Below are 16549 nucleotides of genomic sequence, written 5' to 3' on the forward strand. Positions count from 1 at the left end.
CCGTCACGGCGGGAACGTCCAGTAAGACGGTGAAAAATCTGCGCCGCATCTGGCAGTTTTGGAAGTCCGTCAGATGTGGCAATGACGGGATTGAGAAGATGACGGATATTTGCGACAGCTATGCAGTTGTCAACTGAGGCGGCATCCGATTGCCGGAAACCGATGTCACTGCCGGATGTCTTCGCAATCTCGCTTTTCCTGGTAGCGTGGATCGGGCTCGAGCCGTTGCTTGAGCGCATGCAGCACAAGAGCGCCATTCCCCGCAGCATGGAAGTCATCCGCCGCGCGTGGATGCGGGAAGTGTTGACCCGTGACACCAATTTCATCGGCGACGCCGCGATTCTCGGCCACACGATAAACTCCGCTTCGTTTTTCGCTTCGGTCAATCTCCTCGTCATGATGGCGGTGGCCGGATCGCTGTTTATCGATCCTGTCACAGTCGCCAAGATGGGGCTGCACGCAACGTTTTCGGCAGGCTCGGCGCCTTGGATAATTCAGGTCAAGATCATCGTGGTGTCCGCGGCATTGCTGAAAGGGCTTGCAGATTTCGTTTGGGCCGTCAGGCAGGTGAACTATGGCCTCGCGGCGATCGGAAGCAGCCCGTCGAAGACCGAGGAACGCGACCTCGATGCATGGACGGACGCCCTGACCTGCGTGATCAACCCCGCGCTCAAGACATTCTCACGAGGGGTGCGCTCATACTACTTCGTGTTCGCCGCGGTCTTGTGGTTTCTCGGGCCGTGGGGGCTTATCCTGGGCACGCTGGGATCGGCGACGTTGATGTTTTGGCGACACACGTCGTCGGAAGCCGCCCGTGGGCTGAGGCGAATTCGGGAACTGCTGGACAGTTCGCCGAAGTAGCCGCTCCGTCCCGCAAGACAGCGATCGCGATGGTGCTGATGTGATACAATGCCAATGGCCTAATGTTGGTCGCTTTTTCCTGTCGTCACGCCGACCAGCAATATCGCCGCCGCCAGCGCGGTGGATATCCCGCCGAAGGTGCAGACGCCGGTCCAGCCATAGGCCGTCCAGGCACGGCTTGCGCAGAATGCCCCGATCGCGCCGCCGGAAAACGACGAGAACATGTAGAGTGTGTTGAGCCTGGCGCGGATTTCCGGGCCGATGGCGAAGATGCGGGTCTGGTTGGCGATCTGGCCGCTCTGGATGCCGAAATCCAGCATGTTGACTGCCACGACCAGACCGATCACCGAAAGCGCGCCCCAAGTCCCCGCGACGACGAACGCAATGAAGATGAACGCGAAGCCGATGGCGTTGACCGTCGAGGAGCCGTATCGGTCGACCAGCCGTCCCATCAGTGGCGAAAGCAGCGTGCCGGGCGCGCCCCAAAGCCCAAACAAGCCTGCCGCCGCCGCACCAAGGCCGAAGGGCCGGGCTTCGAGGTGGAAGGCCAGCGTCGACCAGAGACCCGAAAAGGCCGCGAAGGCGAAGAAGTTCATCGCCATCGACAGCACCAGCAGCCGATGCCTCAGCAGGCCCGGCAGCGAGGCCAACAGCTGGAGATAGCCGAGTTTGGCGCCACTTTGCGGCTTCTCCCTCAGAAAGGAGGGCAGCACCATGAACAGAACGAGCGTCAGGATCGCCGCAACCGCGAAGGACGCCCGGAAGCTGCCGGTGAACTCGGCAACGATGCCCGACACCGTTCGCGACAGCAGGATGCCCAGCGTCAGGCCCTGCATCATGCTGCCGACCACCCTGCCCCGCCGTTCCGCCGGCACCAGCGATGTCGCAAGCGGAATGAGGATCTGCGGCGCCACGGTGGTTACCGCCAAGCTGATGCTGGCGAGAATGAGAATGTGGATGGTGGGTGAAAAGGCAGCGCCAATCAGCGCGAACGCCGTCAGGCCCATCAGCCAACGCAGCAGTGTCTTGGGATTGGCGACATCGGCCAGCGGCACCAGCAGCAGGATACCGAGCGCATAGCCGACCTGCGTCGCGACGGCCACCAGCGCCGACATGCTTTCCGGCACGCCGAAATCGCGGGCGATCGACCCCAGCAGCGGCTGGCAGATGTAGATGTTGCTGACCATCACGCCGCAGGCGGTCGCCATGATGGGGATCGTGCCACGTCTGAGCGTGACCGGGGAAGACGCGTCCATTACAGGCCTTTGATTTGTGGCACCGGCAGAATTGTTTTCATTTAACCGCGAAAGGCTCTAATCTCTTCCCCTCATTTGGCAAGACCGGAAGCCAGCTTTTCCGGGCTGTCGGCAAATGCAATTGCGGCAAAGCAAAACTGTCACATCTCTGTCGCACAGACCTGTTTTGGTCTCCACAACACAGAAGGGGCGCTTGCCATGGCTATGGACCATCACGACCAGCTCGAACGCATCAAGGCCGAAATCGCCGACAGCTTTGACGAGGAACTGGAGATGCAGCTCGACGAAGACCGGCTCGACGAGCTGGTCGTCGAAGGCCTCAGCGAACCTGCAGAGCAGACGCTCGATCGGAAGATCTACTTTCGCGAGCTGTTTCGGCTACAGCACGAGCTCGTCAAGCTGCAGGATTGGGTCCAGCACCAGAAGCTCAAAGTGGTGGTGATCTTCGAAGGCCGCGATTCCGCCGGCAAAGGCGGCGCCATCAAGCGCGTCACCCAGCGTCTCAACCCGCGCGTCTGCCGCGTCGTTGCCCTGCCCGCCCCGACCGAACGCGAGCGCCATCAATGGTATTTCCAGCGCTACATCCCGCATCTGCCATCGGCCGGCGAAATGGTGCTGTTCGACCGTAGCTGGTACAATCGCGCCGGTGTCGAACGCGTCATGGGCTTCTGCACCAAGGACGAGCTCGAGGAGTTCTTCCGCTCGGTTCCGGAATTCGAACGCATGCTGGTGCGCTCCGGCATCGTGCTGATCAAGTACTGGTTTTCGATCACCGACGAAGAACAGGAATTCCGCTTCAACATGCGCATCCACGATCCGCTGAAGCAGTGGAAGCTGTCGCCGATGGACATGGAAAGCCGCAAGCATTGGGAAGACTATACCAAGGCCAAGGAAGAGATGCTGGCGCGCACCCATACGCCTGAATCGCCATGGTGGGTGGTGGAAGCTGTGGACAAGAAGAAGGCGCGGCTGAACTGCATCGCCCATCTTCTGGAGCAGATCCCTTATCAGGACGTACCCAAGGCGGAGATCGAGCTGCCGGAGCGCATCCGCCACGACGATTATCATCGCACGCCCGTGCCCGATGAGATGTACGTTCCCGAGAGATACTGACGGATCTTTACCCGATCACGCGAACTTGAGCTTGGCACACTTGTAGAAATCGTAATTTAGGATCACCAAATAGGCGATATCCACCGCGCGCTTGCCTTCAGGCGTGTGCGCGGCAGGACGGTGTCGTAAACATCGACCGCAAGGGAGTCCGCCATGTTACGCATCCTTAATGCCACGTTGATCGCTTTGATCAGCCCCACCCTGCTGCTGTCGCAATCGAATGCAGCCCCCCGAGCGCCTGCTTTCCGTACTGACCAGAGTCTCGTCCTGGAGGTCGGCTACACATCGAGCTACTTCCCGGGCGGCGCGATCGAGAGCTGGCAGGGCGAGCGGTTCAGGGTACAACTGATCTCCGCGATGGACCTTTTCGACGCACAACGGGCCATGATCGAAAACTGGAGCTCAACCTATCCGGACCAGGTGCACGCACTTCAAGGCGCGATACGGGCAAACCGTTCACTCGCCGCGGCGTTGCGGGCCCGGCAGGTCCAGATCAACAATATCGTTGCAGTCAAACAGGCTTTTTCCGGCAACCTTACCTTCTATCTCCGCTGACGACACTCAATCGGACGGGCCACACCAGCCCGGTAGGTGTCGAGCCGCCGGTCCGCGCGCAAGCTTCTTGGCTTCTGCCAGCGCAGCCTTGAAATCGTCGCGCAAGATACGGCGACTGACGCGGTTACGCAGGAAATCGGCCCATTGGAATTCCGCATAGGGCACGATGTCCTTGGCATATCCGCCGGCCACCCTCAGGGCGCCCGCAAGCGACCGGTAGGGATCGTCGGTGAGTTCGCCGATGGTTTTGGGGATTTCCTTGTAGCTCTGGCGCTTGCCGGCCGCGTCATAGGGATAGATCCAGTTGCGGTGGTCAAGAAACGCCCAGAATTCCTCTTTCTCCAGCCTGTCGAGCTCGGCCACTGTACTGGTCAGAACATGCTCGACGCCTTCCTCGTGTAGCGCCCGGACGAGGTGGTGGTGATCGACAAGATAGGGCACACCCTTGGGGCCGATGACGACGGGAACCATATGTTTGCCGAGGTAATCCGGGCCGTTGCGATCGGCCCTGCCGCGCCACTCCTGGCGCTTGCGTTCCACCTCGATAAAGCCGACCGTCAGCTGGGTGGGCCGGAGCGACTTGATCTCGACCGGCTGCAACCGGGGCTCATATTGATGCAGGCGATCCATCTTCCTTGGCTTCCTTTGTGTCGATCGCGGCAACCGCATCTTCCACGCTGTAGCTGCTGCGCTTGATCAGATATCCGGCCGAGCCCGACATCAGCAGATCGCGGACATGGTCGTGAACGCGCGCGTATTGCGGCGGCTTGCCGGACGCAGACATAGTGGCGTCGAACTCGACCAACGCTTCTAGCGCCGTCGTATCGAGCTCGAACGTTTCTTCGAGACTAACAATCACCGCAGTGCCCTGCGGCTCGGATTTGGCATCGGCCGCGATCTTGCCAAGCACAGTCTCCGCATTGCCGAAAAACAGCGGTTGGGTCGGTCGCCAGATAACGATGCCGGCAATCTCCGTGGCATCGTCATGGCGGCTGATATCGACGAAATCGTGGCTGTCGCCCAACCGTCCGAGGCGCGCGGCATCCGAAAGCGCCAGCCGGCGAATGAAGATCGCGAAGGACAGGATGACGGCGACCAGCAGCCCGTTCAGAACGCCCAGCAGCAACACGCTGGCAATGGCGGCCAGCGCCACATATTGATCACGCCCGAGATGCCAGAGACGCAGCAGAGGTGCGGGATCGAGCGCATGCATCAAGGCAGCGATCACCACCGCCGCCAGCACAGGATGCGGCAGCATTGCCACCAGCCAATGCGCAGAGAAGACCAGGATGCCGAGGCACACGGCAGCGGCGACGGAAGCCAGGCGGCTCGCGGCGCCTGCGGCCTCATTGGCGACACCGGCGGAGAAACCGGCGCCGACCGGCATGCCCTGGACGAGGGCGCTGGCGAGGTTGGCCGCCCCCAGGGCGCCCAGTTCGTGGTTGGCATCCACGACATCGCCGTGCTGAAGCGCCAGCGACCGGATCGTGCCCCAGGATTCGGCGAGCAGGATGAACGCCAGCGGGAATGCAAACGGGATCAGCCGGGCGATATCAGAACGGTCATAGGCGGAGACGTTTGGCCATGCCACCGACAGGTCGATGGCGCCGACCACCGATACGCCGTGCCCCTTGAGGTCGAGCAGGTAGGACGCGCCGATGCCAGCGGCAAGCACGAGAAACGAGCCCGGTAGCGCCGGGAACCGCCTCAGGATCAACAACGCCGCAAGCGCGACCAAGCCGATCGCAACACTTTCGGCATGCCACTGTGGAAGTACCGAGACAAAGGCATAGGCCGTGCGAAAGATATCCGTGCTGGGAACCGACACACCCGCAAGCACCGGCAACTGGCGGATGACGATGGTGATCGCCAGCCCAAACGCGAAGCCGCGCAGCACCGGCCGCGAGATGAAGGCAGCAAGCGCCCCCAGCCGCATCAGCGAGGCTATGATGAAAATGACTCCGGCCAGGCCGATCAGTATCGTCACCAGGCCCAGCTTGTCGGCCATCGCCCCCGGCAGCGACATCATGCAGGCCGCGAGGATCGCGGCGGACGAGGAGGTCGGCGAGACGATGGCAAACCGGCTGCGGCCGATGGCGGCATAGGCGAGGCAGCCGGCAATCGCGGCGAGGATGGCGCGTTGCGGCGGCAGACCGGCAATGCCCGCATAGGCCACGGCCTCCGGCAACATCAGGCCGGCCACAGAGATACCCGCGACAATATCGGATCTGCGCAATTCGCCCTCTTCTGCCCGACTCCTGAAAGGACGATAGCAGAACTGCGGCTTGTCGCATGGCAGAAAAGTGAGAGCCGCCGCTAGGTTGGCGGCGGCTTATCAATCAAAAGTGTAGTCGCCTTAGAACACCGCCCGGAAGATCAGGAACAACACGAAGGCGATGGCGATCGACGCCGGCAGCGTCAGCACCCAGGCCATCAGCATGTTGCGCACGGTCGACCATTGCAGGCCTGAACCGTTGGCGGCCATGGTGCCCGCCACGCCGGACGACAGGACGTGGGTGGTCGATACCGGCAGGCCGAAATAGTCGGCGGCGCCGATCGTGCCCATGGCGACGAGCTCGGCGGAGGCACCCTGGCCATAGGTCAGGTGCGTCTTGCCGATCTTTTCGCCGACGGTGATGACGATGCGCTTCCAGCCGACCATGGTGCCGAGCCCGAGCGCCAGCGCTACGGCGACCTTGACCCAGAGCGGAATGAACTTGGTCGCGTTGTCGACCGCCTTGTGATAGCCGGAAACCACGGTCAGATCGGCCGGCTCCATCGGCAGCAGCTTCTTCTTGTCGATCAGCTTCAATGCCTCGCCGATCAGATAGATATCGTTGCGGGCGTTGCTGACCAGATCGAGCGGCAGCTTCTCAACCGTCGGATAAGGCGAGACGAGCTTGCTGGTCTGGTTGATGAAGGCCTGCAATGCGGGTGTGGTCTCGTCCTTCCAGGTCTTGGTGCGGACGGCCTCGCCGACGACCTTTTCGGCATTGGCCGCAGCGATGGTGACACCGGGCTTGAGATATTTACCCAGTACCTGTTCGACCTGTGTGGCCGAGGTCTTGTATGCTTCGAGGTAATTGACATCCGGCGTGCGGTTGAGCGCGAACGCGGTCGGCACCACACCGATCAGGATCAGCATGATCAAGCCCATGCCCTTCTGGCCATCGTTGGAGCCATGGGCAAAGCTGACGCCTGTGCAGGTGAAGATCAGAAGCGCGCGGATCCACAGCGGCGGCGGGGCCGCCGACTTCGGCGCCTCATAGAGTTCCTTGTTCTTGACGAAGGCCTTCATCGCCAGCAGCAGCAGTGCGGCGGCACAGAAGCCGACCAGCGGCGAGATCAGCAGTGCCATGCCGACTTCGGTGGCCTTGGACCAATCGACGCCGCTGGTGGCGGTACCGACTGGCGCCATATACTGGTTGGCAAGGCCGACACCGACGATCGAGCCGATCAGCGTGTGCGAACTCGACGACGGCAGGCCGAGATACCAGGTGCCGAGGTTCCAGATGATTGCGGCCACCAGCAGCGCAAACACCATGGCCAAGCCGGCGCTGGAGCCGACCTGCAAGATGAGTTCGACCGGCAGCAGCGAAATGATGCCGAAGGCGACCGCGCCGCTGGCGGTCAGCACGCCGAGGAAATTGAAGAAACCGGACCAGATGACGGCGAGTTCGGCCGGCATCGAATGGGTGTAAATGACGGTGGCGACGGCATTGGCGGTATCATGGAAGCCATTGACGAACTCAAACCCGAGCGCAATCAGAAGTGCCAAGCCCAGCAGGATCCACGGCACGGCCACCGCACTGGTGAGATCGCGGCTCAGCGCATAGCCGACATAGCCGAGGCCGCCGATCAGGATAAGTGCGAAGAGCGGCAGGAAATAGTTGCCGAGCACACTCGGCTTGCCAAGCGGATGTTCGGGTTTTTGTATTTCGATTTCAGTCGTTGCGATGTCGGTCATATCCCAACTCCACTTTTTCCCCGGATTAACAAAAGGCTAGCGGAGGAGGGTGAAGTTGGTGTGACAGCTGAGATAGTCGGGCGTCAGGAGAATGCGGCCCCGGCGTAGGTCCGCCGGGGCCATCAGCGCCAAGCTCGGGGCTAGCCTCAAATGGCGAACGCGCCGTCGTCGGTAGTGGGGGCTGCACCGTTGACGGTGATCGCCAGAGTGCCGCTATCCTGTCGCTGGACGCTGATCTCGAATGTCTTGCCATCCTGTTGCAGCACAGCCGTGAAGCCCGGCCATTCGGTCGGCAGCGCCGGCTCGACCTTGATTGTCTGGCCCTGCTTGGTGATGCCGAGGATTGCCTCGACCGCCGTGCGGTAAAGCCAGCCGGCCGAACCCGTATACCAGGTCCAGCCGCCACGCCCGGTACGGTCTGCCGCCCCATAGACGTCGGCTGCAACCACATAGGGCTCGACGCGGTAGAGTTCCGCCTCGTCGCGATTGAGCGAGTGGTTGATCGGATTGATCATCGAGAAGGTGCGATAGGCGTCGTCGGCTCGGCCCATCTTGGCAAACGCATAGGCCGACCAGATCGCTGCATGGGTATATTGGCCACCATTCTCGCGGACACCTGGCGGATAGCCCTTAATATAGCCGGGATCGTTGCTGGAGTGCTCGAAGGGTGGCGTAAACAGCCGCAGGATCCTGGCGTCGGCATCGATCAGTCTGGACGAGACGCTGTCCATCGCCTGATTGGCACGCGCGGGATCGCCGGCGCCCGAAAGCACGCTCCAGGACTGAGCGATTGAGTCGATCTTGCACTCGTCGCTGTCTTTTGACCCCAATGGCGAGCCGTCATCGAAATAGCCGCGGCGGTACCATTCGCCGTCCCATGCCGAGCCTTCCACGGCCGTCTTCAGCCGGTCGCAGTGGGCCTTCCACGCATCGGCGCGTTTGTGGTCGGCGCGATCCTTGGCGATCGGGATGAAGCGCTGCAGGGCCGAATACAGGAACCAGGCAAGCCAGGTGCTTTCGCCGCGGCCCTCGATACCGACGCGGTTCATGCCATCGTTCCAGTCGCCGCCGAGGATCAGCGGCAGGCCGTGCTGTCCGGTGCGCTGAACTGCAAGATCGAGCGCGCGAGCGCAGTGATCGTAGAGGCTACTTTTCTTGTCGGAGATCTCGGGCTGGAAATAGCTCTCATGTTTCTCACCGAGGACATCGCCCTTGAGGAAGGCGATCTGCTCGTCGAGAATGCCGTAGTCGCCCGTGGTGGAGGCATAGAGGGCGGTGCCGTAACCCAGCCAGGCCACGTCGTCGGAGATCAGCGTGCGCACCCCTGCCCCGGACTTCGGCAACCACCAATGCTGCACATCGCCTTCGATGAACTGCCGGCTGGCGGCATTGAGGATCTGGGCACGCGCGAGCTTCGGGTCCTGAAGCATCAGCGCCAGGGTATCCTGCAACTGGTCACGGAAACCGAAGGCGCCGCTCGCCTGATAGAAGGCGCTACGCGCGCGGATGCGGCAGGCGAGGTTCTGGTAGGGAAGCCAGGTATTGACCATCCGGTTGAACGACTCATCCGGCGTCTTGACCTGCAGTACGCCGAGGAAGGCATCCCACTCGGCCGTGGTCTTGTGCATTTCCTTGTCGAAACCGTCCTTGACCAGCCTGGCAATCAGCGGTTCGGCAAGTTCCGCCCGCTCGACATCGCCGAGCAGGAACAGCACTTCACCACTCCGGCCGGCCTCGATGGTGAGGTCGACCGCGATTGCCCCACAGGGATCGCCGCCGCTTTCCTCGCTGTTGGAGAGTACCGTGCCGTTGAGCGCTGCGATCGGCGTCAGGGCATCGCCGATGTTGCCGATGAACTCGCCGCGCGAGACGGTCCAGGACGAGAGCTTGATGCTGGCTGCGAGGAAAGCCGTACGCTCGGAATTGTCGACGCTGAACGGGTTGGACGCCATCAGCGCGTTGCCTTCGTTCCAGCTGCGAATATGCGGGGCCGTCCTGGCGCGATTGTTGCCGAGCACCCATTCCACATAGGCGTAGATCCGGAGCCGTCGGGTGGTCTGGCCGCGATTGGCGATCCTCAGGCGCATCAGCTTGGCTGGATCGCCGGAGGCGACGATCTGGGTCATTTCGGCCGCGAGATCATCACTGGTCGCGGCAAATGTGGTGTGGCCTGGCCCATGCCGGACCTCATGCAACATGCTCTGGTCACGGTTGATGGCTGCAAACGGCGAGAACATCCGCTTCGTGGCGAGATCGGTGATGTAGAAGGCCTCGCCCGGCTGGTTGACGACCGCATCATTGCTCCATGGCGTCAGCTGGTAATCGCGCGAATTGGTGCTCCAGGTGAAGCCCGCGCCCTCGGCCGAAATGTGGAAGCCGAACGCACCGTTGGAGATCACGTTGATCCAGGGCTGCGGCGTGGCGCCTCCGCCCGGCAGGCGTATGACATAGTCGCGGCTTTGCGGGTCGAAACCACCAAAGCCGTTCCAGAATTCGAGATTGGCGGCGATACCATCCGGCACGACAGCCGGCTTGGGATGGCTGCCGCGGCGGGCCGGTAGCGCGGCCTTGCGCCTGGTCACAGGCGGCGGCGCATTCTCGGTCTCGTAGAGCCGCTCCATGCGGTCGATCTGCTCGGAGATCGCCCCGTTGCGGGTGTGCAACGCAATGCGCGCAGCGCCCAGCAGCGCCTCATAGGCCGCGTCATCCATCAGGTCGCGGCGGACCGAGAAAATATGCTGCGCCGGGCCCGAGGACAGGCCACGACGGCGGGCGTTTTCGCACATGAAGTCGATGGCGTGCTGCACATCCTGCGCATAGGACGTCTCGCGCTCGTTGAGGATGACGAGATCGGAGATCACGCCCCGGGCGCGCAGATATTCCTGCATCCGGAACGCCTTCTGCACGATCGGCAGATCGACGTCGTTATCGATGCGCAGCACGAAAATCGGAAAATCGCCAGAGATGCTGAGCGGCCAGAGCGCCGATTGTGGCGCCGATATGGATTGCCCGGACGTCAGAGCGGCCTGCCGCAGGCGCGTATCCGGATAGATCAGGAACGAGGCAACGCGCTGGAAGACCATCGCCTCCTGATGGGTGGTGTCGAGGTGGCGGATGTGCACCTGCGAGCGGGTCCAGGAGAGGCGGGCCTCGTCGCTGAAGCGTTCGTGATGGCGGCAGCGCTCGACTGCCCGTTCCAGCTCCGTCCGGTTGGGCGCGGCGATGGTCCAGAAGGTCACCGACGTTTCGCGCCCGGCCGGCACGCGCAGCACGCGGCGCAGCGAGAAGATCGGATCGAGCGTGAAGCCGTCGTGGCCCTCGAGCCGGGCATTGCGATCGAAGGCGCGGGCATTGGCGAGCGTGCGACCTCGGCCGATGAAAGCGCGGCGATCGGTTTCCGCTTCGGTCTTGCCGGCGCGGCCGGAGCCAGAGACCATGTGTGCCACTTCCATATCCGGTTCGTCACTGGCGCGCTTGTTGCGGCGCGCGAAGATGACATCGCCATCCTCGGATATCTCCGTCTTGACGAACATCTTCGAGAATGCCGGATGGGCTGCGTCGCTGTCGCTGGAGGACAGGACGAGTTCGCCATAGGACGTCACCTCGATATAGCGGTCGGTCTCGCCATTGTTGCGCAGCGTCAGGCGGCGGCCTTCGGCATCCGCCTCGGTGGCGACCACACATTCGAGCTTTGACTCGATGGCCCCGACCGTCTTCTTGAACTCGGCCTTTTCGTCGGCGAACACGGTGCGCGAAATTTCTTCCGGTACAGGCTTTGGACCGGCGGTCGCCGACCACCAGCTGCCGCTCTTGACGTCGCGCAGGAAGACATAGCTGCCCCAGTCATCGACTGTGAGATCCGGGCGCCAGCGGGTGACGGCCAGGCCGTTCCACATCGAATAGCCGGAGCCGGCTGCTGTGACCATCAGCGAATAGTGGCCGTTCGACAGCACGCAGACCGAGCGCTTGGCGCGCAATGGGTCATCGATGACGCGGTATTTGAGGCCAATACCCGGCCGGCTGCCATCGCTGCGCAGCTCGCCGCCCTCTTCCTTGACGATGCCGACGAAATCGCGCGGCGCCTTTTCCTGCAGCAGCAGTTCGGCGGCTTCGATGACCGGGTCGGCATGAAAGCGATCACGGAGGCGGCCGTTGAGCACGGCATTGCCGATCGCGGTGATCGACATGCCCTGATGGTGGGCCATGTAGTTCTGGACGATGGCGCAGCTTTTGCCCTCGGGAATGCGGCTCTCGGTGAAATCGACGGCGTCGTAGTAGCCATAGATGCCTAGCGCGCCGAGACCTTCCAGGCGTTTGAGGTTGCTCGCGGCTTCGCGAGGCTTGAACTGGCTGGCAAGCGCGGCGGCATAGGGCGCAATGACGACATTGGCGCCGATGTCTCGCTTCAGCCCGAGTTCCGGCACGCCGAAATTGGTGTACTGATAATTGAGCTCGCGGTCACGGGCATTGTAGGCGGACTCCGACACGCCCCATGGAATGCCCTTGCCCCGGCCATAGGCGATCTGGCCGTCGATGGAGAGATTGTCGGACTGGTTGAGAATGCCGCCCTGCCGCTCGTGCATGACGATCGGCGCCATGAGATACTCGAACATCGAGCCCGACCACGAAACAAGCGACGCCTGGCCACGCACCGAAGTCACCGGCCGGCCGAGACGGAACCAATGTTCGCTCGGCAGGTCGCCCTTGGCGATGCCAAACAGGCTGGTCAGCCGCGCTTCCGACGCCAGAAGGTCATAGCAGGAATCGTCGAGCTTGTTGTCCTCATACTGGAAGCCGATCGACAGCAGCCGACGTTCGCGATTGAACAGGAAGCCAAAATCCATCGCAAAGGCCAGCGCCCGCGCCCGCTCTCCGAGCGCCAGCAGGCGTTCACGCAGCGCCTGGGTCTGGCTGCGATCCGACACCGCATCGGAGAAATGCGCCTCGCAGACCTGATGCAGTTTCTCGGCCCACTCCGTCAGCCAGTGTGTCTCGGGTGTCAGCAACTCGCCATGCAAGTCCTTGGCAAGCGCCTCGATCTCGCCGGCGATGACCGATAGGCCGATCGAGCGAACCGGCGCAAATTGCGGCGCTTCGAGATTGGATTTCAGCGTGGCGACGAAGCCGTCCAGACGCTCCTGCAAGCGGCGGCGCAGGGGACGAATGTTTCGGCGCTCGTCAGGGATACGGGAGAGCGTTTCCACCACGATCTGCACGGTGTCACCGATGCCGCGCACATCGCCCAGCAGATAGGCAGCGGGGGCGGCAGCCCATTCCTTCAGCGACGACGAGACAACCACCAGATGGGCGGCAAGATTGCCGCTGTCGACCGCGGAGACATAGCGCGGCGGCAGCGTGCCAAGCGTGCGCGTATCATACCAGTTGAACAGATGGCCGCGATGCTTGTCCATCTTCTCGACCGTGGTCAGCGTGTTTTCGAGCCGGTTCAGCACTTCGCCGAAACTGATCCAGCCCATGTCGCGGGCGGTGATTGCCGACAGCAGATAGAGCCCGATATTGGTCGGCGAGGTGCGGGCCGCAACGAAGGGGACGGGTATTTCCTGGAAATTGTCCGGCGGAAGGTAATTGTGCTCGGCGCTGACGAAGGTCTCGAAATAATGCCAGGTGCGGCGGGCGATGGTGCGCAGCGATTTGGCATCGGCTTCCGAGACATCGAGGCAGTCTTCGTTCTCGGCGGACTGGCTGATCCACCAGGCAAGCGCCGGGGCAGTCAGCCAGATCAATGTGAAGACACCGGCAATGATCGTGGTCTTCTGGTCGGCGAGCACGACGCTGGCGAACAGCACGATGCTGCCGACGAGCGACACGGCCATCATCCGGTAATAGTCGGCAACCCCGCTCGGCTTGTCGACATGGGCGTCTGCGGCGGTGCGCCATTCCAGGAGATGCTTGCGACTGACCGTCATGCGGTAGATCGAGCGGATGATCGCATCGACCATCGTCACGGCATTATGGGCCATGAAGGCAATATGCAGGCAGATCTGCGCCATCGCATCGATCGCTTCCTCCAGCAGGGTTCGCAGATGCCGGCGAGGCGTAACCCCAACCTGGCGCGGCGCGACGCCGGTGAAGAGCGAGATCAGCGGGCCCGAGAAGTAGGCGGCGATCACCGCCAGCTGCCAGACGGCGGCTCCGGACGAGGACAGCAGCAGCCAGCCGGCGACCGAGGCCGCCAGCCAGATAAGCGGCATCAGCGAACGGCGGAGATTGTCGACCATCTTGATGCGGGCAAGCGCCGGCAGGCCGCTCCTGGGCGAGAAGATAAAGGGCAAGAGCTGCCAGTCACCGCGCGCCCAGCGATGCTGCCTGGATTGCTCGACCTCGTAGCGAACCGGAAAATCCTCGACGAAGGCAACGTCGGTGACCAGCGCGCAGCGGGCGATCGAGCCTTCGAGCAGATCGTGGCTGAGGACGGTGTTTTCCTCGATTCGGCCATGCATGGATGCCGCGAATGCGTCGACGTGATAAAGGCCTTTGCCGGTGAACGAGCCCTCCTGGTAGAGGTCCTGATAGAGGTCCGAGACAGCAAAGACATAAGGGTCGAGGCCGCGATCCTTAGAGAATATCCGCTGGAAGACCGAGGCTTCGTCACCGGTGGTCAGCGACGGCGTAATGCGCGGTTGCAGGATGCCGTAACCTTGCGTGACGCGGTGCGAGACCCGATCGACGCCCGGCGTGTTCAGCGGATGGGCCATCTTGCCGATCAGCTTGCGCGCAGAATCCCGCGGCAGGCGGGTATCGGAATCGAGCGTCAGCACATACTGGATGTTTTCCGGCAGTTCGGCCTTGCGGCTGACGAAGGTCGTGTCCTCCTCGCCGCGCAGGAGCTGGTTGAGCTCATGCAGCTTGCCGCGCTTGCGCTCCCAGCCCATCCAGACGCCTTCGGTCTCGTTATAGAGCCGCTTGCGGTGCACAAGGAAGAAACGGCGTGGCCCCGCCGAAATGTACTTGGTCGCAAGGCGTTCGATCTCTGTCTCGGCAAAGCCGAGCACATCGAGATCGTTGTCCGCCTGTTCCTGCGAATTATCGGCCCAGTCGCTCAACAGCGCGAAATAGATGCCCTCGTCGGGATTGGCGAGATAGTGGATCTCCAGGCTGCGAACCAGTGCGACCACGGTGTCACGGTCGGTCATCAGGCACGGAATGACGACCAGCGTGCGGGCGCTTGCAGGCAGGCCCTTCTTGAACTCGTAGCCAGGCAGAAAGGATGGCGCGGCGAGCACGAAGACGATGGTGCGGAAGATCGCAGTCGCCGCCTCCCAAGTCAGCGGAGCAAACAGCAGAGACAGAAGCACAATGCCGGGCGCCGGCACCGCTGCGCGCCACAATAGCAAGGCCGCGATGGCCACCAGCATGGCCATCAGGATCACGACCGGCAGCGAGATGCCGCCGACGCCCATGGAGCGATAGGCCGTGCCAAACCGCTGGATAATCGGCATCCTGTAGCCCACAGCAGCGCGCAGATCGGGCAGGCCATCGCCAATCAGGTAGTAGCCGACATTGGCTTTGCGGGCGCTGACGATACCCTGCGCTCCCTCGGCGCGGCCGGCGAGATCGAGAGCCTGCTTGGCGACCTCGATCTCGGATCTGTCCGAGCGGCGGGCGAGCTTTTCGATGCTGGTGCGGTAATGGTTACGGGTGGCGGCGTCGAGACCAGCAAAATCCGATCCGTCCCTGAGCGCCTGGTCGACCTTGGAAATGTCTTCGAACCACTGGGTCCAGTCAAAATCGTCGACCCGGCGCAGGCTGCGGATGATGTTGCTGACCGTCAGGTTGCTGGTCGAGATCTTGGTGTGCTCGGAGATCATCACCTCTTCGGCATTGCTCTCGCGACCCTCCAGCCGCTGCTCCAGCCAGGAAAGCGCCTGTGACGACGCCTCTGTGTCTTCGCGCAGCCGATAGAGAAGCTGGGCGACGAAGGCATCGTCGTCGGTGAGCCCGGCTTTTTGCCTGAACGTATTCTCCAGTTCGGACTTCTGCACCGGGATCGCCAGGTAGTCGGCGAATGCATTGGCCTGGTTGCGCATCTGGCGCGAGCGATCGACGCGATCGGAAATACGGCGCAGGTTTTCAAGCAGGATGTAGCGGAGGATGGCCGGGATCGCCCAAAGCTCGCCGATCGTCAGCGTCTCCGACTGCTGGAAGCCCTCGACGATCGCGGTCAGCGTCGTACCGTCGAAATTGCTGTCGATGTGCGCCACATAGACCCAGGCGAGCGCGAAGGTGCGCGGCATGACCACTCCGCCCTCGATGGTCATGTCAGGCAGCTGGCGGAAGAACTTGATGGGCAGGTCGCGGCGAACCTGGCGGATATTTTCGCGAACGAGGTGATGGTTGTCGAGCAGCCACTCGGCGGCCGGCGTGATCACCTGTTTGGTGCGCGACGCCTTGGCGATTTCCTCGTAATTGGCGAGGATGGCATGTTCGTTGTCATCGAGACGCGCGGGGTAATGAAAGGCGCGGAAGACAGGCAGGCGGGTGGACTTGGTGGTGGCGAGGACGTGTCCGACCTCAGTCAGCTCGTGGGAACCGCGATAATCCGTGCGGATCGGCTGGTCCAATCCGTCAAAGACATTACGACTGACATGCGGGGCTTCGTTTTCCTTGACTCCAACATCCATTAACCGTCACCCTCGCCCGCAATTGGCTTTTCGAATGAATGCACTGCAGCGACAATGGTTCCCTCGAAACGGGTTTCGAAGGTCATTGCAAAAGATTTTGGGCGCGGCAGAACATGAGCGCCAACCCGACTTGGGGGATGACGACACGCCGTTCT

8 protein-coding genes are annotated in these 16549 nt (G+C 62.3%); 3 read left to right on the top strand and 5 right to left on the bottom strand.

Features of this window, described 5'->3' with window-relative positions:
* The first annotated feature begins 162 nt into the window (after positions 1–162).
* Positions 163–861: a DUF599 domain-containing protein gene (locus ACXHRN_RS16845; RefSeq protein WP_488637461.1), complete on the top strand. Its 699-nt coding sequence runs from the start codon at positions 163–165 to the stop codon at positions 859–861.
* 59 nt (positions 862–920) lie between these two features.
* On the opposite strand, the gene ACXHRN_RS16850 is transcribed toward ACXHRN_RS16845, so the two are convergent.
* Complete coding sequence (locus ACXHRN_RS16850; RefSeq protein ID WP_488637462.1) at positions 921–2117, bottom strand: MFS transporter; 1197 nt, start codon at positions 2115–2117, stop codon at positions 921–923.
* 198 nt (positions 2118–2315) lie between these two features.
* Between ACXHRN_RS16850 and ppk2 the strand changes: the two genes are divergently transcribed.
* Positions 2316–3230, top strand: coding sequence for a polyphosphate kinase 2 (gene ppk2, locus ACXHRN_RS16855; protein WP_488637463.1), 915 nt, complete (start codon positions 2316–2318; stop codon positions 3228–3230).
* Positions 3231–3383: 153 nt separating this feature from the next.
* Entirely contained in the window at positions 3384–3785 is a 402-nt protein-coding gene (locus tag ACXHRN_RS16860) for a hypothetical protein (RefSeq protein WP_488637464.1), read from the top strand.
* A 6-nt stretch (positions 3786–3791) separates the two neighbouring features.
* On the opposite strand, the gene ACXHRN_RS16865 is transcribed toward ACXHRN_RS16860, so the two are convergent.
* The 4 genes from ACXHRN_RS16865 to ACXHRN_RS16880 form a co-directional block, all read right to left on the bottom strand.
* Complete coding sequence (locus tag ACXHRN_RS16865; RefSeq protein ID WP_488637465.1) at positions 3792–4415, bottom strand: ParB-like protein; 624 nt, start codon at positions 4413–4415, stop codon at positions 3792–3794.
* Positions 4393–6021: a SulP family inorganic anion transporter gene (locus ACXHRN_RS16870; RefSeq protein ID WP_488637466.1), complete on the bottom strand. Its 1629-nt coding sequence runs from the start codon at positions 6019–6021 to the stop codon at positions 4393–4395. The genes ACXHRN_RS16865 and ACXHRN_RS16870 overlap by 23 nt, the downstream gene beginning before the upstream one ends.
* Positions 6022–6141: 120 nt before the next feature.
* The gene (locus ACXHRN_RS16875) at positions 6142–7752 is read right to left on the bottom strand and encodes an inorganic phosphate transporter (RefSeq protein ID WP_488637467.1); all 1611 of its coding nucleotides are present in this window, start codon (positions 7750–7752) and stop codon (positions 6142–6144) included.
* A gap of 146 nt (positions 7753–7898) precedes the next feature.
* Entirely contained in the window at positions 7899–16394 is an 8496-nt protein-coding gene (locus ACXHRN_RS16880) for a GH36-type glycosyl hydrolase domain-containing protein (RefSeq protein WP_488637468.1), read from the bottom strand.
* Positions 16395–16549: the final 155 nt, after the last annotated feature.

The sequence above is a fragment of the Shinella sp. OV683 genome, from assembly GCF_057787725.1.

Excerpts from the sequence above, each read along its gene's own strand:
- ACXHRN_RS16845 (WP_488637461.1), top strand. The coding sequence starts at position 163 with ATGTCACTGCCGGATGTCTTCGCAATCTCGCTTTTCCTGGTAGCGTGG.
- ACXHRN_RS16850 (WP_488637462.1), bottom strand. The coding sequence starts at position 2,117 with ATGGACGCGTCTTCCCCGGTCACGCTCAGACGTGGCACGATCCCCATC.
- ppk2 (WP_488637463.1), top strand. The coding sequence starts at position 2,316 with ATGGCTATGGACCATCACGACCAGCTCGAACGCATCAAGGCCGAAATC.
- ACXHRN_RS16860 (WP_488637464.1), top strand. The coding sequence starts at position 3,384 with ATGTTACGCATCCTTAATGCCACGTTGATCGCTTTGATCAGCCCCACC.
- ACXHRN_RS16865 (WP_488637465.1), bottom strand. The coding sequence starts at position 4,415 with ATGGATCGCCTGCATCAATATGAGCCCCGGTTGCAGCCGGTCGAGATC.
- ACXHRN_RS16875 (WP_488637467.1), bottom strand. The coding sequence starts at position 7,752 with ATGACCGACATCGCAACGACTGAAATCGAAATACAAAAACCCGAACAT.
- ACXHRN_RS16880 (WP_488637468.1), bottom strand. The coding sequence starts at position 16,394 with ATGGATGTTGGAGTCAAGGAAAACGAAGCCCCGCATGTCAGTCGTAAT.